General features: G+C 71.1%; 23 protein-coding genes and 2 tRNA genes. 16 read left to right on the top strand and 9 right to left on the bottom strand.

What is annotated here, in order from left to right:
- The first annotated feature begins 41 nt into the window (after positions 1-41).
- The 5 genes from ACQPXB_RS41145 to ACQPXB_RS41125 all read left to right on the top strand — a co-directional run bounded on the left by ACQPXB_RS41145 (position 42) and on the right by ACQPXB_RS41125 (position 5,634).
- On the top strand, positions 42-1,580 hold the full coding sequence (locus ACQPXB_RS41145) for a chloride channel protein (protein WP_386955005.1): 1,539 nt from the start codon (positions 42-44) through the stop codon (positions 1,578-1,580).
- A 45-nt stretch (positions 1,581-1,625) separates the two neighbouring features.
- Positions 1,626-2,609, top strand: coding sequence for a DUF1996 domain-containing protein (locus tag ACQPXB_RS41140; RefSeq protein WP_432847221.1), 984 nt, complete (start codon positions 1,626-1,628; stop codon positions 2,607-2,609).
- A gap of 119 nt (positions 2,610-2,728) precedes the next feature.
- Positions 2,729-3,274, top strand: a complete 546-nt coding sequence (locus ACQPXB_RS41135) for a sigma-70 family RNA polymerase sigma factor (protein WP_366579482.1) — start codon at positions 2,729-2,731, stop codon at positions 3,272-3,274.
- Entirely contained in the window at positions 3,274-3,984 is a 711-nt protein-coding gene (locus tag ACQPXB_RS41130; protein WP_432847219.1) for an anti-sigma factor family protein, read from the top strand. Before ACQPXB_RS41135 ends, ACQPXB_RS41130 begins: the two co-directional genes overlap by 1 nt.
- A gap of 207 nt (positions 3,985-4,191) precedes the next feature.
- Positions 4,192-5,634, top strand: coding sequence for a hypothetical protein (locus tag ACQPXB_RS41125; RefSeq protein WP_366579478.1), 1,443 nt, complete (start codon positions 4,192-4,194; stop codon positions 5,632-5,634).
- A gap of 64 nt (positions 5,635-5,698) precedes the next feature.
- Here ACQPXB_RS41125 and ACQPXB_RS41120 read toward each other — a convergent pair whose 3' ends face one another.
- Positions 5,699-7,057 carry a class I adenylate-forming enzyme family protein gene (locus ACQPXB_RS41120; RefSeq protein WP_432847217.1) on the bottom strand — a complete coding sequence of 453 codons (1,359 nt, stop codon included), beginning with the start codon at positions 7,055-7,057 and terminating at the stop codon, positions 5,699-5,701.
- A 670-nt stretch (positions 7,058-7,727) separates the two neighbouring features.
- Between ACQPXB_RS41120 and ACQPXB_RS41115 the strand changes: the two genes are divergently transcribed.
- Positions 7,728-8,798, top strand: a complete 1,071-nt coding sequence (locus ACQPXB_RS41115; RefSeq protein ID WP_432847215.1) for a glycoside hydrolase family 3 N-terminal domain-containing protein — start codon at positions 7,728-7,730, stop codon at positions 8,796-8,798.
- Positions 8,799-8,829: 31 nt separating this feature from the next.
- On the opposite strand, the gene ACQPXB_RS41110 is transcribed toward ACQPXB_RS41115, so the two are convergent.
- Together ACQPXB_RS41110 and ACQPXB_RS41105 are read right to left on the bottom strand one after the other, a co-directional pair.
- Entirely contained in the window at positions 8,830-10,011 is a 1,182-nt protein-coding gene (locus tag ACQPXB_RS41110; RefSeq protein ID WP_432847213.1) for an MFS transporter, read from the bottom strand.
- The gene (locus tag ACQPXB_RS41105; protein ID WP_386955018.1) at positions 10,008-10,502 is read right to left on the bottom strand and encodes a MarR family winged helix-turn-helix transcriptional regulator; all 495 of its coding nucleotides are present in this window, start codon (positions 10,500-10,502) and stop codon (positions 10,008-10,010) included. The genes ACQPXB_RS41110 and ACQPXB_RS41105 overlap by 4 nt, the downstream gene beginning before the upstream one ends.
- Positions 10,503-10,759: 257 nt before the next feature.
- On the opposite strand from ACQPXB_RS41105, the gene ACQPXB_RS41100 reads away from it, so the two are divergent.
- Entirely contained in the window at positions 10,760-11,623 is an 864-nt protein-coding gene (locus tag ACQPXB_RS41100) for a hypothetical protein (RefSeq protein WP_386955021.1), read from the top strand.
- A 101-nt stretch (positions 11,624-11,724) separates the two neighbouring features.
- Positions 11,725-12,276, top strand: coding sequence for a hypothetical protein (locus ACQPXB_RS41095; RefSeq protein ID WP_432847211.1), 552 nt, complete (start codon positions 11,725-11,727; stop codon positions 12,274-12,276).
- 471 nt (positions 12,277-12,747) lie between these two features.
- Here the strand turns inward: ACQPXB_RS41095 and ACQPXB_RS41090 are convergent, their stop codons facing one another.
- On the bottom strand, positions 12,748-14,208 hold the full coding sequence (locus ACQPXB_RS41090; RefSeq protein ID WP_432847209.1) for an alpha/beta fold hydrolase: 1,461 nt from the start codon (positions 14,206-14,208) through the stop codon (positions 12,748-12,750).
- 123 nt (positions 14,209-14,331) lie between these two features.
- On the opposite strand from ACQPXB_RS41090, the gene ACQPXB_RS41085 reads away from it, so the two are divergent.
- The 5 genes from ACQPXB_RS41085 to ACQPXB_RS41065 all read left to right on the top strand — a co-directional run bounded on the left by ACQPXB_RS41085 (position 14,332) and on the right by ACQPXB_RS41065 (position 19,297).
- Entirely contained in the window at positions 14,332-15,480 is a 1,149-nt protein-coding gene (locus tag ACQPXB_RS41085) for a CaiB/BaiF CoA transferase family protein (RefSeq protein ID WP_432847207.1), read from the top strand.
- A gap of 48 nt (positions 15,481-15,528) precedes the next feature.
- A complete protein-coding gene (locus ACQPXB_RS41080; RefSeq protein WP_432847205.1) occupies positions 15,529-16,038 on the top strand; it encodes an isochorismatase family protein in 510 nt (169 codons plus the stop codon).
- A 641-nt stretch (positions 16,039-16,679) separates the two neighbouring features.
- Positions 16,680-18,116: an MFS transporter gene (locus ACQPXB_RS41075; protein ID WP_432847203.1), complete on the top strand. Its 1,437-nt coding sequence runs from the start codon at positions 16,680-16,682 to the stop codon at positions 18,114-18,116.
- Positions 18,113-18,673 (top strand): TetR family transcriptional regulator, encoded by a 561-nt coding sequence (locus tag ACQPXB_RS41070; RefSeq protein WP_432847201.1) that lies wholly within the window; start codon positions 18,113-18,115, stop codon positions 18,671-18,673. The genes ACQPXB_RS41075 and ACQPXB_RS41070 overlap by 4 nt, the downstream gene beginning before the upstream one ends.
- 69 nt (positions 18,674-18,742) lie before the next feature.
- Positions 18,743-19,297 (top strand): DUF4232 domain-containing protein, encoded by a 555-nt coding sequence (locus ACQPXB_RS41065; protein ID WP_432847199.1) that lies wholly within the window; start codon positions 18,743-18,745, stop codon positions 19,295-19,297.
- A gap of 7 nt (positions 19,298-19,304) precedes the next feature.
- Here ACQPXB_RS41065 and ACQPXB_RS41060 read toward each other — a convergent pair whose 3' ends face one another.
- Both ACQPXB_RS41060 and ACQPXB_RS41055 read right to left on the bottom strand, forming a co-directional pair.
- Complete coding sequence (locus tag ACQPXB_RS41060) at positions 19,305-20,384, bottom strand: mandelate racemase/muconate lactonizing enzyme family protein (RefSeq protein ID WP_432847197.1); 1,080 nt, start codon at positions 20,382-20,384, stop codon at positions 19,305-19,307.
- Position 20,385: 1 nt separating this feature from the next.
- Complete coding sequence (locus ACQPXB_RS41055; protein WP_432847195.1) at positions 20,386-21,246, bottom strand: fumarylacetoacetate hydrolase family protein; 861 nt, start codon at positions 21,244-21,246, stop codon at positions 20,386-20,388.
- A 136-nt stretch (positions 21,247-21,382) separates the two neighbouring features.
- Between ACQPXB_RS41055 and ACQPXB_RS41050 the strand changes: the two genes are divergently transcribed.
- Positions 21,383-22,600: an FAD-dependent monooxygenase gene (locus ACQPXB_RS41050; RefSeq protein ID WP_432847193.1), complete on the top strand. Its 1,218-nt coding sequence runs from the start codon at positions 21,383-21,385 to the stop codon at positions 22,598-22,600.
- Complete coding sequence (locus tag ACQPXB_RS41045) at positions 22,597-23,628, top strand: cupin domain-containing protein (protein ID WP_432847191.1); 1,032 nt, start codon at positions 22,597-22,599, stop codon at positions 23,626-23,628. The genes ACQPXB_RS41050 and ACQPXB_RS41045 overlap by 4 nt, the downstream gene beginning before the upstream one ends.
- Positions 23,629-23,632: 4 nt before the next feature.
- Here the strand turns inward: ACQPXB_RS41045 and ACQPXB_RS41040 are convergent, their stop codons facing one another.
- A complete protein-coding gene (locus ACQPXB_RS41040; RefSeq protein ID WP_386955057.1) occupies positions 23,633-24,094 on the bottom strand; it encodes a MarR family winged helix-turn-helix transcriptional regulator in 462 nt (153 codons plus the stop codon).
- A 347-nt stretch (positions 24,095-24,441) separates the two neighbouring features.
- Between ACQPXB_RS41040 and ACQPXB_RS41035 the strand changes: the two genes are divergently transcribed.
- Entirely contained in the window at positions 24,442-25,845 is a 1,404-nt protein-coding gene (locus ACQPXB_RS41035; RefSeq protein ID WP_366579444.1) for an FAD-binding oxidoreductase, read from the top strand.
- A gap of 16 nt (positions 25,846-25,861) precedes the next feature.
- On the opposite strand, the gene ACQPXB_RS41030 is transcribed toward ACQPXB_RS41035, so the two are convergent.
- Positions 25,862-25,936, bottom strand: a tRNA-Val gene (locus tag ACQPXB_RS41030).
- A 26-nt stretch (positions 25,937-25,962) separates the two neighbouring features.
- Positions 25,963-26,034, bottom strand: a tRNA-Val gene (locus ACQPXB_RS41025).
- Positions 26,035-26,116: the final 82 nt, after the last annotated feature.

The following is a 26,116-nucleotide window of genomic DNA, read 5'->3' as shown; positions in this document are numbered from 1 at the left end:
GGCGGGCGGCGCACCTGGGGGACTTCAGTGTGCGGCCGCGGATGTTGCTGATCACGGCGTTCGCGCTGTTCGTGGGGGCGGCGAGCGCGGTGGCGGCGTTCGCGTTGCTGAAGCTGATCGGGTTGATCACCAATCTCGTCTTCTACCAGCGCGTCGCGACGGATCTGGTGGCGCCGGGGGCGGTGCACCACCCGTGGTGGCTGGTGGTGCTCGCGCCGGTGGTCGGCGGGCTCGTGATCGGGGTGATGGCGCGGTACGGCTCCGAGAAGATCCGCGGCCACGGCATGCCCGAGGCGATCGAGGCCATCCTCACGGGCGAGAGCCGCGTGGCGCCGCGGGTGGCGGTGCTCAAGCCCGTGTCGGCGGCGGTGAGTATCGGCACCGGGGGACCGTTCGGGGCCGAGGGGCCCATCATCATGACCGGCGGCGCCGTCGGGTCGATCCTGGCGCAGCTGCTGAAACTCAGTGCGGACGAGCGCAAGACGTTGCTCGTCGCGGGGTCCGCGGGTGGCATGGCGGCGACGTTCAACGCGCCGCTCGCCTCGATCCTGCTGGCGGTGGAGCTGCTGCTGTTCGAGTGGCGCCCGCGCAGCTTCGTGCCGGTGACGGCGGCCGTCGCGGTGAGCACCGTGTTGAGGGGCTACCTGCTGGGCACCGGGCCCGTCTTCGGGGTGCAGGCACCGCAAACGGGTCCGCTCGCCGACGGGCTGGCGCTGATCCCCGGCGTCACCGGCGGCCTGCTGGCCATCGGCGCGACGGCGCTCGTCTACTTCGCCGAAGACCTGTTCGCGCGCGTGCCCGTGCACTGGATGTGGTGGCCGGCGATCGGTGGCCTGATCATCGGCGCGGGCGGGCTGATCGAACCGCACGCGCTGGGCGTGGGCTACGACGTGATCGACCAGCTGCTCACCGGCCAGGCCACCACACAGCTGATCGTCGGCATCCTCGTGGTCAAGACGCTGATCTGGGCCCTCTCGCTGGGCTCCGGCACGTCCGGTGGCGTGCTGGCGCCGGTGTTCATGATCGGCGCCGCGCTGGGGGCGGCCGAGGGGGCGGTGCTGCCGCACTTCGCGGCCGGGTTCTGGGCGACGTGCGGGCTGGCCGCCGTGGTCGGGGGCGTGATGCGCTCGCCGCTCACCGGCATCGTCTTCACGCTCGAGCTCACCCACGCGTGGAGCTACCTGCTGCCGCTCGTGGTCGCGTCCGTCTCGGCGTACGCGTTGTCCGTGTTGCTGCTGAAGCGTTCCGTGCTCACGGAGAAGATCGCGCGACGACGCTTGCACCTCACTCGCGAGTACACGACCGACCCGTTGGAGACGTTCTTCGTGCACGAGGTGATGACGCCGGGGCCGGCCGCGCCCGCGCGCGTCACCGCGTTCCCCGACGAGACGTTGCGCGAGGTCGCCAACAAGCTCGCGCTCGGCCACGTCACGCGTGCCCGCGTGGTGGACCGCGAAGAGCCCGAAAAGGTGCTCGGCGTCGTCACGCTCGCGCAGTTGCTGCACGCGCGCAGGCGTGACCTGCACGAGGAGCACCACCGGGAGCGCGTGCTGCCCGTGCGGGTCGTGGTCCCGGATTGACGGCCCCGCGAACGTGCCGATCTTGACAGTGTGAAAATGATCCACGTGGGTTCGCAATCGCGGCGGCGGTGGTCGCCCGGGTGGATCGTGTTCACCGTCGTGCTCGTGCTGATCGCCGTGCCGGCGAGCGTGGTCGGCTACAACACGCTCACGGCGGGCGCGCACGAGGAGGAGCACACCGTCTCGCCCGCTTACTTCGCCGACGTGTCGGCGCTTCCCGTCGCGCCGCCGGCGCCCGCGGTGCAGCCCGGCGGGTCGAGCGGCACCTGGCGCATCGACTGCGGCCGCGACGAGGAAGGCCGCCACAACTCCGACAACGTGGTGATCAGCCCCGGCGTGGCCGGCGGGGCGCACCACCTGCACGACTACGTCGGCAACGACTCCACCACCGCGTTCTCCACCGACACCTCCCTCGCCGCCGCCGGCACCACCTGCCAGGTCGGCGACAAGTCGACCTACTACTGGCCCGTGCTGCGCCTGCCCCGCGGCGACGCGCGCCAGACCGTGTTCGGGCGGATCCTCGTGCCGGACTCGGTGCTGATCGAGTACCAGGGCAGCCCGGTCACCAACGTCGTCCCCATGCCGCGCTTCCTGCGCGCCAACACCGGCAACCCGCACGGGTACACACAAGGCGGCGTCGGCACCGACCACGTGCAGTGGACATGCTCCGGCAGCCGCGACCACGTCGGGCGCCAGTACCCGCGCTGCCCGGCCGGCCAGCAGGTCGTGCGATTGTTCGACTTCCCGAGCTGCTGGAACGGTCGCACCACCGACAGCGCCAACCACAAGTCGCACCTGGTCTTCCCCGCCGCGAACGGCGCGTGCCAGGCCGGCACGTTCGCCGTCCCGCGCCTGCACCTGGAGATCTCCTACACCGTGCCGGCCGGTGCGGAGTACGCGATCGACTCGTTCCCGGAGGAGCTGAGCAACCCCGTCTCCGACCACGCCGACTTCATCGACGTGATGCCGGACGCGCTGATGGCGACCGTCGTCGACTGCGTGAACTCGGGTAAGCACTGCTCAGCGTGACGACTGTGGCTTTGGTCACGGTTCGGTATCCGCTGAACTGAACCCCGCTCGCCATCCGTGTGCCCCTCGTGGAGGTGAGGAGATCCCGCACCTTGCGGGACTCGGGAGGGTGGTAGCGGATGGCCGGGTTGAGGACCCGTCATCGCCAGCAGGTCGCCGACGAGGCTCTCGTGCGCTCGCTGTTCGAGGAGCACGGCAAGGCGATGCTGGCGTACGCCACAAGGCTGCTCGGTGATCGGGCAGCGGCGGAAGACGTCGTGCAGGAGGCATTGGTGCGCGCTTGGCGACACCCCGAAAGCCTGGTCAACGGCAAGGGCTCGGTGCGTGGCTGGCTGCTGACCGTGGTGCGGAACCTGGTCACGGACAAGATCCGGGCGCGGGCCGCGCGGCCCACGGAGGTGGCGGAGTCGCCGACCACCGTGCCGGTGGCGCGCGACCACTCCGACCAGGTCGTGGACTCGATGGTGGTGCTCGCGGCGCTGGACGACCTGAGCGCCGAGCACCGCGAAGTGCTGGAACACGTGTACCTGCACGGGCGGACGGTCGGCGAGACCGCCGAGAAACTGGGCATACCACCGGGCACCGTGAAATCGCGCTCGTACTACGGGTTGCGCGCTTTGCGTGAGCAGTTCCGGTCGCAGCGACTGGGAGTGGGGGCCGCGTGATGAACACTTCGCACAGCGACCGGTTCGACCTCGAGGCCTACGTGGCCGGCGAGGCGGGCACGACCGACCAGCAGGACGTCGAGCAGCACCTGACGACCTGCGCGGAGTGCCGGGAGGAGGTGGAGTCATTGCGTGAGATGCAGGAGTTCCTGGGCGCGTTGCCGCCCGAGGCGCTGCTCGACGGGCCGCCGGACGACGCGGACCTGCTGCTGCAACGCACCTTGCGGCAGATCAGGTCGGAGTCGGCGGGTGCCCGCGGCCGGGGCCGGATCCTGGCCGCGTCGGCGGCGGTCGTCGTCGCCGCGGCGGCGCTGGGCGCGGGCGTGCTCGTCGGAAAGTCGGGCGACAGCGGGGCAGGGACGGCCGTCGCCGCGCCGCCGGTGTCCGCGCCGGCCACGGTGGCACCGGGAACCCGCTTCGTGACGGGGGAATCCGCCTCGGGGGCGCGGCTCAACGTCGCCGTCACCCCGGCAGCCGGCTGGGTGCGGCTCAACGCGTCCGTCACCGGCATCCCGCAGGGGCAGAAGTGCCGGCTCGTGGTGGTCGGCAAGGACGGCAGCCGTGAGATCGCCGGCAACTGGCTGGTGTCGGACAAGGCCGCGAGCGACGGCGTGAACCTCGACGGCTCGGCGCTCGTCGACCCGGCGAACGTCGCGTCGGTGCTCGTGGAGAACACCGACGGGCACCAGTTCGTGTCGGCCTCGCTGTAGGTTCGTCGCAAGGCGCTGCCCGTTCGTCCAGTGTGGACTGGATGAACGGGCAGCGCCTTTTTGCTGTCCTGGCAAGGAGTTCCCGTTTCAGGCAGATGTGACCGCCGTCACGAAACTTCGGTGAACCCTCACGGGGACCACACCCGTGTACCGGTCATCGAAGGCTCGCCATCTCCGGCAGCCGGCTCTGACAGGGAGAAATCCGAAATGTTGCGTACTCGAGTTGCGATGCTCGCCGCCCTGGTGGCGACGGGTGTGGCGGCGCTGACGGCGTGCGGTTCCACCGCCGGCACGCCGAGTGCCGCTCCGGCCGGTGCCGGGGGCGCCGACCTGGCCTCGTCGGTCAACTTCCTGACCGGCACGGCCCAGGAGAACGGTGCACCGCAGAACACCGGCGACTTCGCCGACCCGGCCGACACCAACGCCGCCGAGCAGTGGGTGGAGCTCGACGCCGGTTCCGCGTCCGGCCTGAACCCGGTGGTGCTGAACGGAAAGGGCTTCCTGCTCTACCGCTTCGACAAGGACAGCCCGAAGCCGCCGACGTCCAACTGCAACGGTGACTGCGCCAAGACCTGGCCGCCGGTCACGGTGAAGGCGGGCGGCAAGGTGTTCCTCAACGGCATCGACAAGAACGACGTCGGCTTCGTCAAGCGCCAGGACGGCACGCTGCAGGTCACGATCGGCAACTGGCCGGTGTACAAGTTCAGCGGCGACTCGCAGCCGGGCCAGGCCAAGGGCCAGGGCGTGGGCGGCACGTGGTTCGGCGTCACGCCGGAGGGTGGCAAGGCCCAGACCTCGCAGGAGGGCACCGACCCGACGACCGGTGTCGACTACAAGACCGGTACCGCCAAGGAAAACGGCGCGGACATGACCCAGGGCGACGACTACAAGGGCCCGCGTACCGACGACGCCGCGATGAAGTGGGTCCAGCTGACCCGCGGTTCGGCCGGTGGCCTGAACCCGATCGTCCACGACGGTGCCGGCATGACGCTCTACCGCTTCGACAAGGACAGCCCGAAGCCCCCGACGTCCAACTGCAACGGTGACTGCGCCAAGACCTGGCCGCCAGTGCTCGTGAAGCCGGGTTCGCGCATCTTCGTCAACGGTGTTCCCGCCGCCAAGATCGGCATCCTGACCCGCGCCGACGGTTCCCGCCAGGTCACCATCGGCGGCTGGGCGCTCTACCGCTTCTCCGGCGACAAGAAGCCGGGCGACATCAACGGTGAAGGCGTCGGCGGCACCTGGTTCGCCATCTCGCCGAACGGTGGCAAGGTCCTGCCGAAGGGTGGCGCCCCCGCCTCCAGCGGCCAGGCGGCTCCGCCGGCGTCGTCTTCCTCGACCGCGACCCCGCCGTCCTCGAGCACCACGACTCCTCCCGGTGGCGTGACCCTCGGCAACGGCAGCGCGATCCTCGACAGCGGCATCAACTTCTCCGAGCCCAACGGTTCCTTCGGGGTCTCGGGCCCGGGTTGCGTCGCCAACCCGCAGCCGACGCAGGTCTCCTCGATCCAGCTCAGCGGCGGCCCGGTGAAGCTCTGGAAGGGCCCGAACTGCACCGGCCAGTCGATGGTCATCACGGCCAGCGTGCCCGACCTGAGCAAGATCGGTTTCGACAAGCAGGTCGCCTCGATCCGCTTCGGCGACAAGTGAAGTAACCACTAGCCGAAGAGCCGGGGTGTGCGCCGACGGGGGGTGCACACACCGGCTCTTCCTTTTACGCGATGTGGCGGGAATGGCCGGACCAGAACGGTTCGGCCAGTTTTCGTTTGTCCACTTTGCCCACCGGGGTGAGGGGGAGCTCGGCGGCGAAGTCCACGGTGGACGGTACGAAGTGGTCGCCGCCCAGTGCTTCGCGTACGTGGTGGCGCAGTTCTGCCTCTGTTGCTTTTGCGTGGGTGACGACGACGGCGTGCACCAGCTCCCCCTCGCCGTTCTGCCCGGGCACCGCGAAGACGGCCGCGGCTTTGACGGCGGGGTGCGTGAGCAGGGTGTGCTCTATGGCGGTCGAGGGGACCTTGGTGCCGTGCTCGCCGGTGATGATCACGTCGGCGATGCGGTCGTGGAGGTAGAGGTAACCCTCGTCGTCGAAGTGGCCCAGGTCGCCGGTGGGGAGCCAGCGGTCGGCGATCGGTGGTTCGCCGTGGTAGCCGTCCATCATGGACAGTCCGCGCACGAGGATCTCACCGTTTTCCGTGCGGGCTTCCATGCCCGGGACGATTCGTCCCACGGAGCCGAGTCGGTGGGCTTTCGTGAGTTCTTCCGCGGAGATGCTCGCGATCATCGGCGCTTCGGTCAGGCCGTATCCCTGGCCGACTATCGAGCCGAAGGCGTCGAGCGCCTGGGCGAGCCTGTTGGGCGGAAGCGGGGCGGCGCCGAGTGAGAGGGATTTCAGGCTGGAGACGTCGGTGCGCGCCAGCGCCGGGCTGTCGAGGACCTTGGCCAGCCTGGGCGGCGTGAGGGCGAGGCTGGTGACTCGGTGGGTCTCGATGTCGTTCAGGAGTTCTTCGGCGTCGAAGCTCGTGCGGAGGACCACTTTGTTGCCGCTGAGGAGCGCCCCGAGCGCCGCGGCGTTGCCGGTCATGTGCGTGAGCGGGGCGGTGACGAGGACGGTTTGGGTGCCGTCGGGGGAGAAGATGTGGGCCATGCCGTCGTAGATGCCGGTGTGGCGGATGAGCTTCGGCGCCCCGGTGGTGCCGCCGGTGGGGAAGATCGCGGTGACCCGGTCGGGAAGGGTGTCCGGAGTGGACGGTTCGTTGGTGGCAAGCTCGTCGAGGTCGAGCAGGGTCGCCCCGGTTTTCTCGAGGGCGGCCTGTCGGGCCGGCTTGCTCGCCGACGCCGCGACGAGCAGCACTTCCAGCCCCCGCAACTGCGCGGCGACCTGCGCGACGATCACTTCGGGCCGGTTGGGCGAGTCGATGGCCACGATGCCGGTCTTGGTGCTGAGGCCGGTGTGGATTCGGCGGAGCGTGTCGGCTGCGGCGCGGTAGGTGGTAACGCGCCCTTCGTGGTGGAAGAGCACGGTGTCGCCGCCCTGGTCGAGCATGGTGAGGACGCGGGTCAGGAAGAAGCTCACCTGCGGCACGGTAGCCCTATCCGCTCCGGCCCATGCGGTGCAGCAGCATCGCTTGTGGCGTCGGGCCGGGTGTTCCGTGCGGCGAGGTGAAGAAGCGGTTCTGCTCTCGGCCGAGGTGGGGGTTTCGGCGAGGCCGGCGTAGATGGTGTCGAGGTGAGTGGTGATCCGGGTGACGAGGACTTCGTCGGGCCGAGCTTCCCATGGTGCGGGGGTGGGGGCGACGGCACGTTGGAATCCGCGGGGTGGTCCTCTGAAAACTTCCTGGGTGGCAAGGTTTCTAACGAACGGTCGCCTACTGCCACTCGAACGTGTCCGAGTCGGGCAGGCGATCCGACGGAGTTGTCCACACCGAGGCCGAGTTGTGGATAACTCCGCCTCAGCCGGGCTTCTGAACGATTTTCGTCGGGGGTGGGCGATAGACTGGACGTGGGACGCCCCCCTGGGAGGGCGGGGGATTTCGGTGGGTCGATTCCGCCGATTCAGGGTTGCCGGAATGGTGTAGACGCGTTCACTGGCGGTGGGTTGGGCATTGGGAACTCGGCCAAGTCGCCGAGTCAACCGTGGTCGTGTGCGCGCGTATTCGCAGATTCCGGACATCACGCACCCTTCGGTCGGAAGGTTTTCGCCGGTCACTCCCAGGGGTTACCGTGGGCGCACTGGAGGGAGTGCCATGAAGCGAGTCGTGCAGGTGGTGGCCGCGGTGGCGGTGGCGGTCGTGACGGTGGGGGCCGTGCCCGGGGCCGCGGGGGCTCGGGAGCTGACGTCGAGGCAGTTGGCGGGGCAGCGGGTCATCTACTCGTACGCCGGGTTGACGCCGCCGGACCAACTGCTGCAGCGGATTCGTGCGGGCGAAGCGGGTGGGGTGATCTTCTTCGGCGAGAACATCTCGTCGAGCGGCCAGATCGCGGGCGTGGTGAAGCAGCTTCGCGACGCGGCGGCGCAGAGCCCGGTGCACGAGCCGTTGCTGTTGATGACCGACCAGGAAGGCGGGCAGGTCCGGCGGCTGCCGGGTGAGCCGACGCTGTCGGAGAAGCAGGTGGGGCAGTCGGCGAACCCGGAGGCGGCGGCGAAGGCGGCCGGGACGGGCGCCGGCAAGAACCTCGCGGGCGTGGGGATGAACGTCAACCTCTCGCCGGTGCTCGACGTCTACCGGCAGGCCGGGAATTTCATCGACGAGTACGGCCGCTCGTACTCGAGCGACGCCACCACGGCGGGCAAGCTGGGCCGCGACTTCGTCGCCGCGGAGCAGGCCACGGGCGTCGCGTCGACGGCGAAGCACTTTCCCGGGCTGGGGGCGGCGCCGGCGGGGAGCAACACGGACGTCGCGCCGTTGACGTTGAACGTGCCGCTTCCGGAGCTGCGTACGAAGGACGAAGCGCCGTACGCGGGGACGGCGGCGAAGCTCGTGATGCTGTCGTGGGCCGTGTATCCGGCGCTCGACGCAAGTCACCCGGCGGGCCTCTCGCCGACGGTGGTGCAGAACGAACTGCGCCAGCGCGACGGGTTCCGCGGCGTCACCATCACCGACGCCCTCGAGGCCGGCGCCCTCCAGGCCTACGGTGACACGGGCAACCGCGCGGTGCTGGCGGCGAAGGCGGGCGTCGACCTGATCCTCGCCTCCGGGCGTGACGTCAACCAAGGTGACGCGGCGGCCGACGCCCTGGCCAAGAACCTCGGCGGGATTCCGGACTTCACGGCGTCGGTGGAGCGGATTTCGGCTCTGCGCAAGGGATTGTCCTAGCGTACGGCGAACCGTCGCAGGCCCGGCGTCGTCACGGCGACGGCCGCGACCGCGGCCACGCACAGCAACCCGCCGCTGACGAGTGACGCCAACGCCGACGTCGGCGCCGCCACCAATCCGGCGCGCAGGTTGCCGAGATCCGGCCCCGCCTGTCCGACGATCTGCTCCGCGGCAGCGACGCGGCCGAGCAGCTCGTCGGGCGTGTGCAGCTGAACCACCGTGCTCCGCGAAACCACCGACACCGTGTCCGCCGCACCCGCCAGCGCCAGGAAACCCAGGCCCAGCACGGATTCGTGGTGAGCCCGAACAGCGTCAGCGCGAGCCCCCAAGCGGCCGACCCGGCCAGCATCACCACCCCCGGCCGCGGCAGGCGGGTGAAGACGCCGGAGAACACCGACGCCGCGACGCCGCCGACGGCGATCGCGGTCAGGAACAGACCGAGGGTGCGCGGGTTGCCGCCGAAGCGTTCGGCGTTGACGAGCGGGAAGAGGCTCATCGGCATGGACAGGACCATCGCGGCGAGGTCCGTGAGCAGCGCACCGCGGACGGCGGGCGTGCGGACGAGGAACGCGAGACCGTCGGAGATGCCGCGCAGGCCGGGGCGCGCGGAGTCGCCGGGTTGCATGGCGGGCAGGCCGAAGGCGCCGTAGAACGCGCAGCCGAACGTCACCGCGTCGACCGCGTAGCAGCCGGTCACGCCGGCCCAGCCGATGAGCACGCCGCCGATCGCCGGGCCCAGCAACATGCAGCCCTGGAAGGAGATCCGGTTGAGCGCGAGCCCGGCGGCGACCTGTTCGCGAGGTAGCAGCCGGGGGATGAACGTGCGCGACGCCGGCCCGGCGCCCGCGACGAAACACGACTGCACCGCGAGGATCCCCAGCACCCCGCCGACGGGGAACCCCGGCACGGCGCTCTGCGCGACCAGCAACACCGAGCACGCGGCCTGCGCCACCGTCGTCACCAGGTAGAACCGCCGCCGGTCGACGCGGTCCACGAGCGAGCCCGCGAACAACCCGAACACGACGATCGGGACCGCCCGCGCGAGCCCGACGGCGCCCGTCCACACCGTGCTGCCCGTGCGTTCCCAGACCTGGAACAGCACGGCCACGAGCGTCAGCTGCGCGCCGAGCACCGAGCACGTGCGCCCGATCCACAGGCGCCGGAACTGCGGCGACGTGCGCAACGGCGTCACGTCGAGCAGCTGCGCTCTCATTGCCAGGCCTCGTCGCCTTCGAGCTTCTCGGCGATGCGGTCGTGGAAGCTCTTGCGCGCCAACGCTTTCTCGACGTCCACGACCACCTTGCTCAGCGGGTACGGGATCTCGGCCTCGAGGTCGACCAGTGCCGCCTCGGTCGCGCGCCACTCCGCCGCGAGCCGGTCGACGATCGCCTCGGCCTTGGGGGTGAGCACCACCTTCTTGCTGCGCGCGTCGTCGCCCGTGGTGGTGGTGACCAGGCCGGCCTTGCGCATGGCGGCCACCTTCTGGCTCAACGCCGAGTGTGTCCGCTCGACCGACGCCGCCAGCTCGGTGATCGTCATCGGCCCGCGCGCGTGCAGGCGCAGGAGCTCCATGACGAAGCTCGGTTTGAGGCCCTCGATGCCGCGCTCGGTGTAGAGGCGGCCGATGTCGTCGTCCATGGCGTTCTGGAGCAGGCGCATGGGGCGCCAGAGGCTCTGCTCGGTGGGGTCGGTGAACTCGGGCATGAGGGGAGTGTAACAGAGCTTATATAAGCGCTGTTGCATCTGGGCCGTTCGAAGGAAAGTGTTCCGGTGACTGGGAAGTCGGCTGATCTGATGTGGCACAAGGGAAAACTCGTGCCGCGAGGCCGGTTCGGAAGTCGATCACGCGGGTAATTTCCCTTCGCCGGCAAAGGATTCCCCACCGTGGCCGGCCTGGAGGATGCATGCGTCTTGAGCCGAGGTTCACCCGTCGGGCGGTATTCACAGCGGCGTTCGCGGGGATGGCCGTGAGTGCGTGCGGGGCGGTGTCGCGGCGGGTGCCGGCGGGGGCGCCACCGCAGCCGTCTTCTTCGCCGCCGCCACCTCCGCCACCTCCGCCGAATGCGCTGGCCACGAGCTTGCTCGTCGGCTTCTGCGGCGCGCCGCACGCGAAAGCCCTCGGCGAGATGACCGGTGATCTCGCGGCGGCCGGGCGCGAGCTCGTCGGGCAGGCTGGCGCGTATCGGACGGCGGTGACGCCCGTCGTCGAGCTGATCGCGACGGCCGCCCACCGCACACCCGGGCCCGACGGCAGGTACCGCACCCGCGCGTCCGACAGCACGATCGCCGACTACCTCGCCGAAGCACGGGCGCTCAAGGGTGTGCTGCTGCTCGACATCCAGCCCGGCCGGGCGGATTTCCTGCCCGAGGTGCGGGCGTACGAGCGGTGGCTGGCCGAGCCGGACGTCGGCGTCGCGCTCGACCCGGAGTGGGCCGTCGAGCCGGGTGTGGTGCCGGGCGAGAGGTTCGGGCGGACGACGGGCGCCGAACTCGACGGCGTCGCGACCTACCTCGCGCAGCTCGCGCACGACCGTCGGCTGCCGGACAAGATCATGGCGTACCACCAGGTCGCGGCTTCGATCGTCCGCGACGAGGCGGCGCTGCGCCCGCACCCGGGCGTGTCGGTCGTGAAGGTCGTCGACGGCATCGGCAGCGCGGCCGCGAAGAAGGCGACCTGGCGCACGCTCATGGCGGCCAAACCGGAGCACGTGCTGGCCGGTTTCAAGCTGTTCTACGAGGAGGACACCCGCCACGGCGCCGCGCTGATGACCCCGTCCGAGGTACTCGCGCTCACGCCGAAACCCGCGTACGTCGTGTATGAGTAAGCGCCCCCGATCCGGGTGACACCCACGCGTGTGGTCCTCCGCTCGGCGCCGGGCGGAACGGGCACTCTTGCTGCGGACCCTCCACGACGGGAGCAGCTCGCATGCACGCCTGGTGGCCCCTCGCGACGGTCGCCGCGGTGTTCGCGGCGCTCGCCCTGGTGCACCTCCGCCGCTCGGCCCTGCCGCGCGGCACCGGGCAGCCGGCCGCGGCGCCTTCGCCCCGGCGGCTGCTGTCTCCTGAACCGCCTGTTGTCGCCGCCCAGCGCGGCCGCGCCCGCCACCGCCTGGAACCGGCCACCCGCTCTCGGCTCGAGGCCGACCCCCTGGCGCGCTACCCCGTGGCACGGCAGCGCCCGGTTCCCAACGCCGTCGCCCAGCGCCCCACCGGCCCGGCCTCGACGCCGACGCAACCCTTCGCGCTCCCGCAGCCCCGCACCCGCGAAACCGGCTCACGCAACTGGCCCGCGGCCGCACCCCCGCGCCCCACCCCGCCGACCCGCCGCCGCACCCGCCCCGGCAAGATCATCCCCGACCCGGCCTGGCCGGGGCCCCCGGTCTCCCGGCCCCGCCCGGCGGCTCCCGATCCGCCCGGACGGGACCGGGAACCGCGCACCCGGCCGAATCGCCGGGACCGCAACCGCCCTGCCGATTGACGTCGGTTTCCCGGCTGCGGCGAACCTGGCTTCGGAGCGGGGCCGTCGAGCTGTGTGCAGCTCCGGTGATCCGTGTTGGCGAGGGTGTCGGTGGGATCGTCACCGCTTCGACGATTGACCCGGCCGCGGCGGCCTGGCTTGGGAACGTCGACTGCCGCGAACCTGGCTTCGGAACAGGGCCGGGGAGCTGTCTGCCGTTTCCGTGATTGATGGCGAGTCTCCGGGCCAGCGCACCGAGATCCCGGCGGCGGGAACGGAAGCGCTCGCTGTTCAGCGGCCGGTCGGTGGCGTCGTGTTGACGGTCGACCGAGATCAAAACCGGTGCTCTCGGAGATCGCGGTCACCCGGACGGTTGACGGGAGCCGCGGCCGGGTACGTAAGAGGCAGCCCGCCGCTGTGGTCCCTCCCCCCACCTCTGCGGCGGCGGGCGCGGGCCGGGCCTCGACTGCGAGGCCCGGCCCTGCTCCTGTCCTACGTGGACGGAACTGCCGGCTCGCCCGGGCACGTGCCCGTGGCCGTCCGACCGGTGCTGAAGAACTCCACCGCCTTCGAGCCGCACGCCACGAGGTCGAGGGAGCCGTGCGCGCCGTTGTCGACGGTGAGGAGGGAGCCGCCGATCGTCCGGCGCATGTCCCGAGCCCAGGAGGCCGGGGTGGTCGTCTCGGTGCGGTGGCCCACCAGTTGGAGCGGGCTCGAGCCGCGGGTGAGGTGCCAGGGCTGTTGAGGCAGCGGCCATCCCGCGCACCAGTGCTGGTAGCCGGCCATGCCGTGGAACAGCGGTGACGACGCCTGCCGCTGCTGTTCCTCGCGCCACATCGCGGGTTCGCTCGGGTCGGCGCCCTGGTCGTTGCACAGCACGGAAACCTGCATGAGCAAGCCCGCGAAGTGGCTGTCCTCGAGGCCGAAGCCGGTGAACTCCGGTTCGTTCCCGACGAGCGGCGGGTTCGTGCCGTCGCGCAGGGCGGTGAGGGTGTCGGCCATGGCCGGCCAGTGGGATTGCTGGTACGTCAGCACGGTGCGGAGGTTGCCGCCGCCGAAGGTGAGCGGTTTGCCGTCGGCGGTGACCTGGCGCGGGTGGGCGTCGAGGCCGGCGGCGAGGGCGGTGACGTCCGCGCGGATCTTCGCGGCGTCGGTGCCCAGGTGGTACTGGCCGTCGCGCGCGGCGAGCCAGGCGGCGAATCGGGAGAAGTTGGCTTCGGCGGCGTCGACCTGGCCGTCGTTCATCGTGCGGAGGCTGAAGTCGGGCGGCATGACGGAGTCGAGCAGCATGCGGTCGACGTGCTGGTCGTAGCGGCTGCGGTACACGGCGCCGAGCGCGGTGCCCCACGAAACCCCGTAGAAGCTGATCTTCTGCTCGCCCAAGGCGATCCGGATCTGGTCGAGGTCGCGCGCGACGACGTCGGTGGAGAGGCTCGCGATGAACTCCGGGTCATACGCGGTGCAGCGAGCGTTCTGCTTGGCCGTCTGCTCGTAGCCCTGCCGGTACTGCTCGGCGGGCGGCGCGCTCGGGTCGGGGTTCGGGCCGTCTTCGGGCGCGATGTCGCATTCCTTGCCGTCGCTGAAGCCGACGCCGCGTGGGTCGAAGCCGACGATGTCGTGGTCCACACCCATGCCCGCCACGGTCGTGTGGCTCAGGGTGACCGGCGTGTCGAGTCCGGAGTTGCCCGGCCCGCCGGGGTTCACCACGATCACGCCCTGGCGCTTCTCCGGTGCCGTCGCTTTCAACCGGCTGACCATCAGGTCGAGGCGGCGGCCGTCGGGGTGGGCGTAGTCGAGCGGGACGGAGACCTTCGCGCACTCGGTGCGCGCGTCGGTCTGGTCCCACTCCTTGATCAGGGTGCGGCACGGGGTCCAGGCGAGTGCCGCGGGCGTGGCCGCGACGACCGCCGGCAGCGCGACGACGATCGCCAGCAAGGGGACGAGCTTCTTCATGATGATCATGATCGCGGTGCGCGCGGCGGCCTGCCTCGGGCGATCGGGTCACAAACCCGGCCGATCGGCTGATGTGCGGTCCGGAGGTAGCCTGGCGCGACGGTCGCCGGCGAAAGGATTTCGATGCTGCCCCTGTCCGAAGTCACGGTGGTTTCCCTCGAACAGGCCGTGGCGGCGCCGTTCGCGACGCGGCAGCTGGCCGACCTCGGCGCGCGCGTGATCAAGGTCGAGCGGCCGGGTTCGGGCGATTTCGCGCGGTCGTACGATGCCACCGTGCGCGGGCTGTCGAGCCATTTCGTGTGGCTCAACCGCAACAAGGAGTCGATCGCGCTGGATCTCAAGGAGCCGGGGCAACGGCGGGTCCTCGACGCGTTGCTGGAGCGCGCGGACGTGTTCGTGCAGAACCTCGCGCCGGGCGCGGCTTCGCGGCTCGGGCTCGGGCCGGAGGAGCTGCTGGCGCGGCACCCACGGCTGATCGTCTGCGGCATCTCCGGCTACGGCACCGACGGCCCGTACCGCGACAAGAAGGCCTACGACCTGTTGGTGCAGTGCGAAACCGGCGTCCCCGCGCTCACCGGATCGCCCGACGAACCGGCGAAGACAGGCATCCCGGTCGCGGATCTGGCCGGCGGGATGTACGCGTACAGCGGGATCCTTTCGGCGCTGTACGAGCGCGAACGGACCGGTCGCGGGCAGGCGTTCGAGGTGTCGCTGTTCGACGCGCTCACCGAGTGGGTCGGGTTTCCGCTGTACTACACGGTTTACGGCGGCACCCAACCGGCGCGAACGGGACTTTCGCACGCGGCCATCGCCCCGTATGGGCCGTACGTGTGCGGCGACGGCGAGACGATCTTCCTCGCCGTGCAGAACGACCGCGAGTGGCGGCGGCTGTGCGCCGACGTGCTGGGTCGGGCCGACGTCGCGGATTCCTTCGCCACCAACGACGAACGCTCGGCCCGGCGCGACGAGCTGCGGGTGGTGATCGAGGACGCCTTCGCGCCGCTGGACTCGGCGACGGTGCTCGCCCGCCTGGATGCGGCGTCGATCGCCAACGCACGGCTGCGGACGATCTCGCAGCTGGCCGAGCATCCGCAGCTGGCCGAGCGCGAGCGTTGGGGCACAGTGGATTCGCCGGTGGGGCCGTTGCGGGCATTGGTTCCGCCGGTGACGGTGGCGGGGCGGGAGCCGCGGTTCGACCCGATCCCGGACGTGGGGGAGCACACTTCGGCATTGCTGGCGGAGCTGGGTTTTTCCGGGGGTATGCCGGACTGACGGGTTTTGCCGGCGTTTTTTGTCGGGGGCGGGTGCGATGCTTCCGGCATGATCCCCGTGCTGATCTTGATCGACGTCCAGAACAACATGCTCCTCCCGCCCGAACCGGTGCCTTCCGCGGCCACCGTCGCCCCGGCGATCGAAACAGTGCTTTCCCGCGCGCGTGCCGCCGGCGCGCCGGTGGTGCACGTGCGCAACAACGGCACCGACGACGATCCCGACGTACCCGGAACGCCGGGCTGGGCCCTGGTCCACGACGTGCTCCCGGGCGAACACGTGGTGGACAAGACCACCGCCGACTCCTTCGCCGACACCCCTCTGTCCACGCTCGTGCCCACCGGCGCACCCCTCGTCGTCGCCGGCATGCAAAGCGACTTCTGCGTCCGCGCAACCACCCTGGAAGCCCTCCGGCGCGGCCACCCGGTCACCTTGGTCACCGACGCCCACGCCACCTACGACGGCTCCGTTCCCGCCGCCGAGGCCTCCGCCGCGGTCGCCGCCGAGCTGGCCGCCGCGGGCGCGTCGCTGACCTCGAGCGAGGTGGTCCACTTCGGCTGAAGGGGGATCGCGGCTGCCGGGTTGGGCATCGCGAGGTAGGGTAAGTCATCGGGTGATGACATCAACTGATGACTGAGGTGTGGCGCGATGTCCGACATGGGCGAGATGCGTGGAACACCCAGGCGGCTCGCTTCGTGCGCGCTGCCGGGGTGGGCCGGTGAGGTGATGCCGCGCGGGCTTTTGCCTGGTGGGCGGTGGTTTCCTGGGCGATCCGGATGCGGTCTCGGCGACTTGGCGGACGCGCGGGCAGCCTGTGTGTGCGCTGCGGGTTTGTCGTGAGCGGCCGGCAGAAGCCGCCCGTACGCGGCTCGGGCGAGGTGCCGGAGTGCGGTGTGCCCGCGGCCGATGACGCACCACGGCGCTCCGCGAGCGCCGCCGATTCGCAGGTGCGCGGCCCGGGCGCGGCGCCGGAGTTGGGCAGCTCGGCGCTCGGCCCGGACAGAAGGCGGGCCGAGCGCGAGGTGGCGGAACCTGCCGGGGCTGAGTGGCAAGTGCGCGGCCGGGGATGGGGCGGGCCGGCGTCTGGTGTGTCAGGTGGGCGGGCCCTGGGTGCCGAGGGAGAGGCCGCCGGGCGCAGCAGCGCTGAGGAATCGGCGCGGGGTCCGGAGCCGGCGTCGGAGTGGGGCAGCAGTGTTCGTGAGGTGCCCGGCGCGCGGGCCGGCCGCGCGGCGACCGACGTGGCCGAGAGCGGCGCGGCACAGCGAACCGCGCGGGGGTTGGTGCCCACGCTGGTGTTCCTCGGGCTCGTCGTGGCGGTGATCAGCAGTCTGGGGGCGCCGCTGATTCCGGCGGTGGCTGTGGTGCACCGGGTGTCGTTGGGGGATGCGCAGTGGTCGTTGACGGTGACGTTGGTGGTCGGGGCGATGGTGACGCCCGTGATGGGGCGGCTGGGGGACGGGCCCGCGCGGCGGCGCGTGATGCTGGCCGGGCTGGGGCTCGTGGTGGTGGGGTGTGTGCTGGCGGCGTTGCCCTTCGGGTTCGTGGCGTTGCTGGTGGGGCGGGGGTTGCAGGGAGCGGGGCTGGGGCTGACGCCGCTGACGATCGTGGTGGCGCGGGAAGCGTTGGTGCCCGCGAGGGCGAGGCCGACGATGGCGGTCCTGTCGATCACGACGGTCGCGGGGGTCGGGCTCGGGTATCCGGTGACCGGGCTGATCACGGAGCTGGGTGGGCTGCAGGCGGCGTACTGGTTCGGGGCCGTGGTGGCCGCGGTTGCGTTGGTGGCGGCGATCAGGGTCTTGCCCCACGCCGGGAACGCCCAGGCGAAGCGGCTGGACGTGCCGGGGGCGATTTTGCTGGGCGTGGGGCTTGGCGCGTTGCTGCTGTGGATCAGCAAGGGTGAGGAGTGGGGCTGGGGTTCGGCGGCGTCGATCGGTTCGGTGGTCGTCGCGGTGGGCGGGCTCGTCGCGTGGGTGTGGCATGAGGGACGCAGTGGCCACCCGCTCGTGGAGCTGCGGTTGCTGCGGCTGCCGGGGGTGCTGGCGGCGGACGTCGCGGCATTGCTGTCGGGCACGGGGATGTATCTGCTGACGTCGTTGATGGTGCAGTTCGTCCAGACGCCGCCGGCCGACGGCGGGCTCGGGGGGTCCGTGGTGGTGGCGGGGCTGGTGTTGCTGCCGTTCTCGATCGGGAGCCTGCTCGCCAGCCGGATCGCGGCGCCGGTGATCCGGCGGGGGTGGGGGCGCGTGCTGATTCCCGGAGCTGCGCTGGTCGGGCTCGTGAGCGTCGGCGCGTTCGGCTTCGTGCGGCACGACTACGTGGTGCTCACCGTCGTCATGGCGGCCACGGGGCTCGCCGTCGGCACGGTGTTCGCCGTGCTGCCCGGCATGATCACGCGTGGCGCGCCTCCGCACGAGACGGGCAGTGCGATGAGCTTCAACCAGGTGCTGCGCTACGTCGGCTACTCCACCGGCAGCGCCCTCAGCGCCGCGATCCTCGTCGCGCACACGCCGGACGGGCAGCACTTCCCGAACGCCGTCGGCTACACGGTCGCGGCCTTCGCCGGGGTGGCGGTGTGGGTCCTGGCCGCTGCGTTCGGCATGCTGCTGCCCGGAAAAACGACCGAAGGAGCGCGCCGATGACCGACCGACCCACCCCGCGGCGACGGGATGCCGGGAGAACGCGGGCCGCGCTGCTGGCGGCCGCGGCGGAGTTGTTCGCAGAGCGCGGGTACGCGCAGGCCACGATCCGCGACATCGGCGAGCGCGCGGGCGTCGATCCGGCCATGATCGCGCGGTACTTCGGGGGGAAAGCGCAGCTGTACGTCGCCGTGTTGCAGGAGGAGACCGGCGACGAGGAGCTGGCCGACCTCGGGGACGCCGAGCGGTTGCGCGGGCTGGTCGGGCGCGCAGTGCGGCAGGGGCCGGAGCCGTTGTACCAGGTTGCGCTCCACCCGCACGACGACGTGAAGGCCAACGAGTTCTCCCGGGAAGAGCTGCATCGGCGGATCGTGACACCGCTCGCGCGCCGGCTGGCCGCCGAAGGTGTCGAGCAGGCGCAGGCGCGCGCGGAGTTGCTGACGGCGGCGTTCGCCGGGGTGCTCATCGGGCGGACGTCGGGTGCGCTGCCGGAGCTCGCGGCGCTCGACGAGGAGAGCCTCGCGGCCTTGGTGACGCGGCTCGTGTCCTCTATGGAGTGAACCCACCGGAACCTGTTTCGGGGTCGGCCGTCCTGGGTAGTGAGGAGCCGTCCACGAAGGGGAGTGCACATGCGGGGTAAGACGATCGCCGCGGGGATCGCGGTGGTGTTCACACTGACGGCCTGTTCGAGCGCCACACCACCACCGCCGGCCCACACCGCGCCGGTGAACGCGGACAAACCCGCGGTCCAGCACCAAACCCAGCAGTCCTTCCACGCCGAGCTCACCATCCAGGACCAGGGCCTCGGCCTGCTCGCCCTCGAGAACACCGGCAAGGACCCCGTGACGATCCAGGGCTGGCCGGCGCTGCAGTTCCTCGCCGCCGACGACTCGCCGCTCAAGGTGCCCACGCAGAACGTCGACATCCCCGGTGCGGGCCCGTCCATCACGCTGCGCCCGGGCACCAACGCCTTCGCCGGCGTCAAGTGGGAGACGGGTGACACAGGCAGCCCTGACACGTTCGTCGCGACCACCCTCAAGCTCACCCCGCCCCACGGCACGAGCGCGACGGTCGTCGACGTGATCGGCACGGACGGCAAGAAGGTCGGCTACCCCGAGTTCGACGTCACCTCCGTCAAGGTCGGCACACTGCAGCCCAGCACCCAGGGTGTGCTCGTCTTCTGACCACACCTCACCGGACGCGCAGATCGTCCAAAGCGGACAGATTCCACCGCATCCCGTGACCCGGACGATCCGGCGGGGACACGCGTCCGTTGTGGACGGCCAAGGTCTCCTGCAGTACGTCGTCGATCAGCGGGAAGTGTTCCACGTACGGGCAGTTCGGCACGGCTGCCGCCAGATGGACGTGCAGTTCCGGCAGGAAGTGCGGGCTCAGCGTCGCGCCGAACGCCTCCGCGACGGCCGAGATCCGCAGCCATTCGGTCACGCCACCCGTCAGCGGCACGTCCGGCTGTAGCACCGAAGCGGCGCGCGCATGCAGGTACGCCGCGAACTCGAACCGCCCGTGCAGGTGCTCGCCGACGGCGACGGGCACCGGCACGGCGGCGGCCAGCGTCGCGTGGCCGGTGACGTCGTCGGACGAAAGTGGCTCCTCCAGCCAGTAAACGCCGAGGTCCGCCAGCCGGGCCGCGGTCCACAACGCGGTCGGCAGGTCGAGGCGTTCGTTGGCGTCGATCATGATCCGCGCGTCGTCGCCCACGGCCTCGCGCACCGCGCGCACGCGGGCCACGTCTTCTTCCGCCCGCCGAGCGCCGACACGCAGCTTCACGGCGTGGTAGCCCTCGTCGAGGTACGCGCGCGTGCCGTCCACCAGCTGCTCCACCGACATCGCGTGTGTGGCCCGGCCGCTGCCGTAGATCTCGACGTCGTCGTGGTGCGCGCCGAGGAAGCGGAACAACGGCAGGCCTGCGCGGCGGGCACGCAGGTCCCACACCGCGATGTCCACTGCGGACAGTGCGGGCAGCGCGAGCCCGCGGCCGAGCCGGTGCGTGTCGTCGCGCACGCGTTGCCACACCTGTGGCCAGTGGTCGAGATCGGCGCCGACGACGTGGTCGCGGACCGTGCCGGTGAGCAGTGCGTGCACTCCGTCGGCGCCGCCGGTGAGCGCGTAGGTGAACCCGGTGCCGGTCGCGCCCTCGTCGTCGGTGACGGTGACGAGCAGGAGGTCGACCTTGGTCGCGCCGGAACCGCCGCGGCCGGCGCCGAGCGGAATCCGCGACCACGCCGTGGTGACGTCGGTGATCGAGGGCATGTCAGTCCTTTCCGGACGGACGGGTCCCGGTGGGCGAAACCGTGCCGTCGGAACCGGCCACGGTCACGGTGAGCGTGCCGATGCCCGACAGCGTCACGGAAACCTCGTCGCCGGCGGTCAACGGCCCGACGCCCGAAGGCGTGCCGGTGGCGATCACGTCGCCGACCTCCAGCGTCATCACCGTCGAGATGTAGGAAACCAGCTTCGCGACGCCCCAGATCAGGTGGCGGGTGTTCGAAGACTGCCGGTGCACACCGGCGACCGTGCAGTCGAGGTCGATCGCGTCGGCCGCGTCCGCCTCGTCGGTGGTGACCAGCCACGGGCCGAGCGGGGTGAACGTGTCGAACGACTTGCGCGTCGACCGGTCCTCCCCGCCCCGCATGGTGATGTCCAGCAGGCCGGTGTACGCGACGACGTGGTCGAGCGCCTCGGCTTCGCTCACGTTCCGCGCCCGCTTGCCGATCACCGCCGCCAGTTCGCCTTCCTGGTCCACGCGCCGGTCGGCGTAGGGCAGCCGGACCACACCGCCGTGTGCGATGATCGACGACGGAGCCTTGAGGAACACCGCGAGGTCGCTGATGTCGACCTTCAGCTCCATTTCGGACTTGTGGTCGCGGTAGTTCACCGGCGCCGCGACGATTTTCGACGGGTCGGGCACCGGTGCGTCCAGTGAAACTTCCGCCAGCGCCACGCTGTTCGTCGCAGAGGGCGCGGGCAGTGAGTCACGGACCTCGGCCCACCGGGCGAGCAACCGGCGCATCGCGCCCGGCTCGCCGTACCCGCCGGCCAGATCGCCGAGATCGACCACCCGGTCGTCGGCGAGGTAGCCGACCCGCCCGCCGTCGTAGGTCACCAGTCGCATGCGTGTCCGTCCCGTGGCCGGGGGCGGCCCGAGAAGCCGCCCGCTGAAAATTCCATCTGTACACGGACGGTATGACCCGGCCAGGCAGGAGTCAAGCCATTGACAGGCACGGAAGCCGTCTGCGACATTCGTCAGCATGCTGACGAAAAGTTCCTCGCGACGCGGCGGGCTGCTGGTGCTGGGTGGTGGCATCGGGGGCTTGGCCGCCGCGCTCGCCCTGGCCCGCGACGGCCACGCGGTGCGGGTGCTGGAGCAGGCACCCGAGTTCGCCGAGATCGGCGCCGGCCTGCAGGTCGGCCCCAACGCGTCCCGTGTGCTCGACCGCCTGGGCGTGCTGGAAGCGGTGACGCGCGACGCGTTCTTCCCCCGCAGCCTGGTGCTGCGCGACGCGATGACCGGCGAACGCATCACCTCGCTCGAGACCGAAGCGTCGTTCGAAGGCCGTTTCCGGCACCGGTACTTCGTGACGCACCGCGCGGACCTGCACCGGGCTCTCCTGGACGCCTGCCTGGCCACCGGAAAAGTCGAGCTCCTGGCGGGCAAGCATGTCGTCACCGTGCGACCCGACGCCACCGTGGACTGCGCCGACGGCTCCCGCTACGAAGCCGAAGCGCTCGTCGGCGCCGACGGTCTGCACTCACCGACCCGCGCCCTGCTCATCGGCGACGGCGAACCGGAGGACTGCGGTTACGTCGCCCACCGCGGCACCGTGCCCGTCGAGGAGGTCACCGGCGGCCTCACCGAGCCCGACAGCATGGTGATCTGGGTCGGCCCCGGCCTGCACCTCGTGCAGTACCCCGTGCGCAGCGGCAAGCTGTGCAACCAGGTCGCCACCTTCGACGCCCGCCGATACCCCGCGCAGCACGGTGATCTGAGCCGCCAGCTCGACGACGCTTTCCGCGGCACCTGCCCCGAGGTCGCCCGCGGCATCGCGCTGATCGACCGCTCGCGGCGCTGGGCGATGCTCGACCGGCCACCCGCGACGGGCTGGAGCCAGGGCCGCGTGACGCTCGTCGGCGACGCCGCGCATCCGATGCTGCAGTACCTCGCGCAGGGCGCGTGCCAGGCGATCGAGGACTCCGTCGCGCTCGCCGACAGCCTCGCCGCGCACGACGACGTCGAGACGGCTTTCCTTGCCTACGAGCGCATCCGCGCCCCTCGAACCGCCCGCGTGCAGACCACCGCCCGCACCTGGGGTGACCTTCTGCACCTCGACGGCGTCGGCGCGTTGCTGCGCGCCCATGCGCTCAAACCCCGCGCCGCCGACGACTTCGAGATCGTCGACTGGCTCTACGGATTCGACCCCACCAGCACCCAGCCCGCCCTCGCGGCGGCTCGAAGGAGGACCTCATGACCGTGACCACCGGCGAGGCCTACGAGCAGCTGGCCGCGCAGAGCGTCGGCACGCTCTGGCGCCACCTCGGCGACCTGTTCCCGGCCGAACCGCCCAGGCGCGCGGTGCCGTTCCGCTGGGACTACCGCGGCCTGCGCCCATACATGCTGCACTTCGCCGACGCGCTGTCGATCGAGGAAGCCCAGCGACGCGTGCTGATGCTGATCAACCCGGGGCTGCGGCAGGAATCCGCGACGGTGACCGGTCTCTACGCCGGGATCCAGATCATCCTGCCCGGCGAGCAGGCGCAGGCGCACCGCCACTCCGCCAACGCGTTCCGCTTCATCATCGAGGGTTCCGGCGCTTACACGACCGTGTCCGGCGAACGCGTCCACATGCACCCTGGCGACCTGCTGCTGACGCCCGGCTGGCACTGGCACGACCACTACCACGAGGGCGAGGGCCCGATGATGTGGCTCGACGGCCTCGACTTCCCGCTCGTCAACTCGCTCGACACCCAGTTCTTCGAGCTCCACTCCGAGACCGCGCAGAAGGTTTCCGTGCCCGACGGGCTTTCCTCGGCGCAGTTCATCCACGGCCGCCTGAACCCCGCGTGGATCGCCGAGCGCAGTGCGAACTCGCCGATCGGCAACTACCCGTGGGTCGAGACCTCGCGCGCGTTCGAGGCGATCGCGGACAACGCCGACGGCAGCGACGTCGACGGCGTGGTGCTGGAGTACACGAATCCCTGGACCGGCGGTCCGGTGATGCCGACGGTGTCGTGCCGCATCCAGCGGCTCGTCCCCGGCTTCCGCGGCGAAGCCCGCCGCCACACGGCCGGCACGATCCTGCACGCCGTGCGCGGCGAGGGCACCACGATCGTCGACGGCCACGAGCTCACGTGGGGGGAGAAGGACATCTTCGTGGTGCCGTCGTGGGCGACCTACCAGCACGTGAACTCGTCGAAGTCGCAAGACGCGGTGCTGTTCTCGTACTCCAACGAGCCGGTGGTGCGGGCGCTCGGCCTGTATCGCGAAGAGCTGCTGTGAGCGCTCAGTCCTGGTAGTCCAGCAGGCCGCGGTGGTGTTCCAGCAGCGACTTAAGGCTGTCGACGAGCTGCTTGCGTTCGGTGGTGTCGAGGCCTTCGAGCATCCGGTCGTTGACCTCCACCGCGCGCTCGGTCGCCTCGGCGTACAGGGCGCGCCCGGCGCTCGTCAGCCGCACGACGCGGCGGCGGGCGTCTTCGGGGTCCTTCACCTGGCTGACCAGCCGCCGGGCGACGAGCCGGCGGATCACGTCCGCGGCCGTCGAGCGGTCGAGGCGGGCGCGGGAGCGCAGCGTCGTCTGGGTCAGCGGGCCCTCGTGGGCCAGCGCGTGCAGCACCGCGAACTGCGGCGAGGTGAGGCCGCCGGGGAACACGTCGGACCAGATGGCGACGTGCAGCTGCTGCGTGGTGCGCAGCAGGTGCCCGATCATCCCGTAGAGGTCGAACTCGACCGGATCGGACTTCGCCATCGCCGAACACCTCCGCCCGCGGACCGGTCGTCCGGATACGGACGAACTCGGGGTGAAGGATACAAGCCGCCTGCTCGGCCGGCGGACGCCGCGCTGAGGCCGGCCGTCGCGGATGAAGCCGCGGTGCGGCCGTGGACGCGGCACTTCGATGCGCTGGAGGTGCGGAACTCCGGAGTGTTGCGGGGAATCACGGGCTGGGTCGTCGCGACCGCCGGCCCCCGACGGGGATGCCCCGGCCCCGTGAGGTGCCCCATCGTCCCTTCGCGACGGTGACCTGCGTCGCAAGTCTGATTCGCGTTTCACGGGCCCGGTGAGGCTGGGGCCGTCGAGCGCGAGAGGCGAAGCGGATGAGCCCTTACGAGACGGCGGCGTCGGAGTCGCTGACCCCGGCCGAGGTCGCCGGGCTGTCGAGGCGGCTCACCGGTCCCGTCGTGCTGCCCGGCGACGCGGGGTTCGAGGCCGAGTGCGCGACCTTCAACCTGGCCACGCCGCTGCGGCCCGCCGTGGCCATCGGGGCGGTCACCGTGGCCGATGTGCGGGAGGCGGTGCGGTTCGCGGCCGACCGGGCGCTGCCGATCGCCGTGCTCACCACCGGGCACCAGGTCGTGAGCCGGGCGCGCGGCGCGGTGCTGGTCACACTGTCGCGAATGGACGCCGTGGAGGTAGACCCGGTGGCCGGGATCGCGCGGGTGCAGGGCGGCGCGCGCTGGAGCCAGGTCACCGAACGGGCCGGCGAGAGCGGGCTGGCGGGCGTGAGCGCCGCGTCACCCACGGTGGGGGTCGTCGGCTACCACCTCGGTGGCGGGCACAGCCCGATTCTGGGGCGGACGCACGGATACGCCGCCGACCACGTGCGCGCGTTTCGGCTCGTCACGGCCGACGGTGCCGTGCGCGAGGTGACCGCGGACGCCGAGCCCGAGCTGTTCTGGGGCCTGCGGGGTGGCAAGGGGAACTTCGGCGTGGTCACGTCGATGGAGTTCTCGCTGTTCCCCGTGCGGTCCTTCTACGGCGGCGGCTTGTTCTTCGCCGGAGAGCACGCCTTGACGGTCCTGCACGCCTGGCGGGAGTGGGTGACGGCGCTGCCGCGGGAGGTGTCGTCGTCGATCGCCTTCCGGCGCCGCTCGCCGGCGGCGGAGTTGGTGGTCCACGTGCGCTTCTCGTCCCTGCGCCCACCCGTTGAGGCCCAAGCCGCGCTGGCGCCGCTGCGGGCCGTCGCCCCGGCCGTGCGCGACACCGTCGCCGAGACCGCGTACCGCGACGGTCACCGCCTGCACCTGGACCCGTCGGCGCCCGTCGGGTGGCTGCAGCGCGCGGCGGCCCTGCGGTCGTTCCCGGCCGAGGCGGCCGACGCGCTCCTCGCCGTTGCGGGTCCGGATTCCGGCACCTCGCTGCGTTCCGTGGAGCTGCGGGCGCTGGGCGGGGCGCTGGCCGACGAGCCCGCCGTGCGGAACGCCGTCGCCGGTCGCGGTGCGCCGTGGGCCCTCGTCGGGGCCGGCGCGGCGGAGGTTCAGCTGGACGTCCTGGTCGAGACGCTCGCGCCGTGGACGCAGGACGAGCGGAACGCCAACCTGCTGTCCCAGGCCACAACCCCCGCCGAGGTTCGCGCCGCGTACGGCTCAACGCGCTACGAGCGGCTCGCGCGGCTCAAACGGCGCCACGACCCGCAGAACCTCTTCCGCGTCAACCACAACATCGCGCCGGCGGCCGGCCCGTCCGTGCCCTGGACAGCACGATGGCCCCGGATCGAGTGATCCGGGGCCATCGTGGTGGTGGGCGATACTGGGATCGAACCAGTGACCTCTTCGGTGTGAACGAAGCGCTCTCCCCCTGAGCTAATCGCCCTCCAGGTGAGTCCACATCGGACTACGTGCGCGATACTGGGATTGAACCAGTGACCTCTTCCGTGTCAGGGAAGCGCTCTCCCGCTGAGCTAATCGCGCGCTGCGGGAAACCAGCTTAGCGAACCTCCCACGCAGCCTTCCACCGGGGCCACCCTTCCGGCCGACGGTTACGAACGGAAGC

The organism is Amycolatopsis sp. CA-161197, assembly GCF_050942255.1.
Classification (GTDB): Bacteria; Actinomycetota; Actinomycetes; order Mycobacteriales; family Pseudonocardiaceae; genus Amycolatopsis.
The sequence above is the reverse complement of the archived record's forward strand: the minus strand, read 5'-3'. Positions and strand labels throughout refer to the sequence as shown.

Bases quoted from the DNA above. Each gene is read 5' to 3' on its own strand.
- ACQPXB_RS41130 (WP_432847219.1), top strand. From the start codon at position 3,274: ATGAACACTTCGCACAGCGACCGGTTCGACCTCGAGGCCTACGTGGCC.
- ACQPXB_RS41090 (WP_432847209.1), bottom strand. From the start codon at position 14,208: ATGAAGAAGCTCGTCCCCTTGCTGGCGATCGTCGTCGCGCTGCCGGCG.
- ACQPXB_RS41145 (WP_386955005.1), top strand. From the start codon at position 42: ATGTTGCTGATCACGGCGTTCGCGCTGTTCGTGGGGGCGGCGAGCGCG.
- ACQPXB_RS41050 (WP_432847193.1), top strand. From the start codon at position 21,383: ATGCTGACGAAAAGTTCCTCGCGACGCGGCGGGCTGCTGGTGCTGGGT.
- ACQPXB_RS41045 (WP_432847191.1), top strand. From the start codon at position 22,597: ATGACCGTGACCACCGGCGAGGCCTACGAGCAGCTGGCCGCGCAGAGC.
- ACQPXB_RS41060 (WP_432847197.1), bottom strand. From the start codon at position 20,384: ATGCCCTCGATCACCGACGTCACCACGGCGTGGTCGCGGATTCCGCTC.
- ACQPXB_RS41085 (WP_432847207.1), top strand. From the start codon at position 14,332: ATGCTGCCCCTGTCCGAAGTCACGGTGGTTTCCCTCGAACAGGCCGTG.
- ACQPXB_RS41035 (WP_366579444.1), top strand. From the start codon at position 24,442: ATGAGCCCTTACGAGACGGCGGCGTCGGAGTCGCTGACCCCGGCCGAG.
- ACQPXB_RS41100 (WP_386955021.1), top strand. From the start codon at position 10,760: ATGGCCGTGAGTGCGTGCGGGGCGGTGTCGCGGCGGGTGCCGGCGGGG.
- ACQPXB_RS41135 (WP_366579482.1), top strand. From the start codon at position 2,729: ATGGCCGGGTTGAGGACCCGTCATCGCCAGCAGGTCGCCGACGAGGCT.
- ACQPXB_RS41095 (WP_432847211.1), top strand. From the start codon at position 11,725: ATGCACGCCTGGTGGCCCCTCGCGACGGTCGCCGCGGTGTTCGCGGCG.
- ACQPXB_RS41070 (WP_432847201.1), top strand. From the start codon at position 18,113: ATGACCGACCGACCCACCCCGCGGCGACGGGATGCCGGGAGAACGCGG.
- ACQPXB_RS41065 (WP_432847199.1), top strand. From the start codon at position 18,743: ATGCGGGGTAAGACGATCGCCGCGGGGATCGCGGTGGTGTTCACACTG.
- ACQPXB_RS41115 (WP_432847215.1), top strand. From the start codon at position 7,728: ATGAAGCGAGTCGTGCAGGTGGTGGCCGCGGTGGCGGTGGCGGTCGTG.
- ACQPXB_RS41105 (WP_386955018.1), bottom strand. From the start codon at position 10,502: ATGCCCGAGTTCACCGACCCCACCGAGCAGAGCCTCTGGCGCCCCATG.
- ACQPXB_RS41040 (WP_386955057.1), bottom strand. From the start codon at position 24,094: ATGGCGAAGTCCGATCCGGTCGAGTTCGACCTCTACGGGATGATCGGG.
- ACQPXB_RS41110 (WP_432847213.1), bottom strand. From the start codon at position 10,011: ATGAGAGCGCAGCTGCTCGACGTGACGCCGTTGCGCACGTCGCCGCAG.
- ACQPXB_RS41125 (WP_366579478.1), top strand. From the start codon at position 4,192: ATGTTGCGTACTCGAGTTGCGATGCTCGCCGCCCTGGTGGCGACGGGT.
- ACQPXB_RS41080 (WP_432847205.1), top strand. From the start codon at position 15,529: ATGATCCCCGTGCTGATCTTGATCGACGTCCAGAACAACATGCTCCTC.
- ACQPXB_RS41055 (WP_432847195.1), bottom strand. From the start codon at position 21,246: ATGCGACTGGTGACCTACGACGGCGGGCGGGTCGGCTACCTCGCCGAC.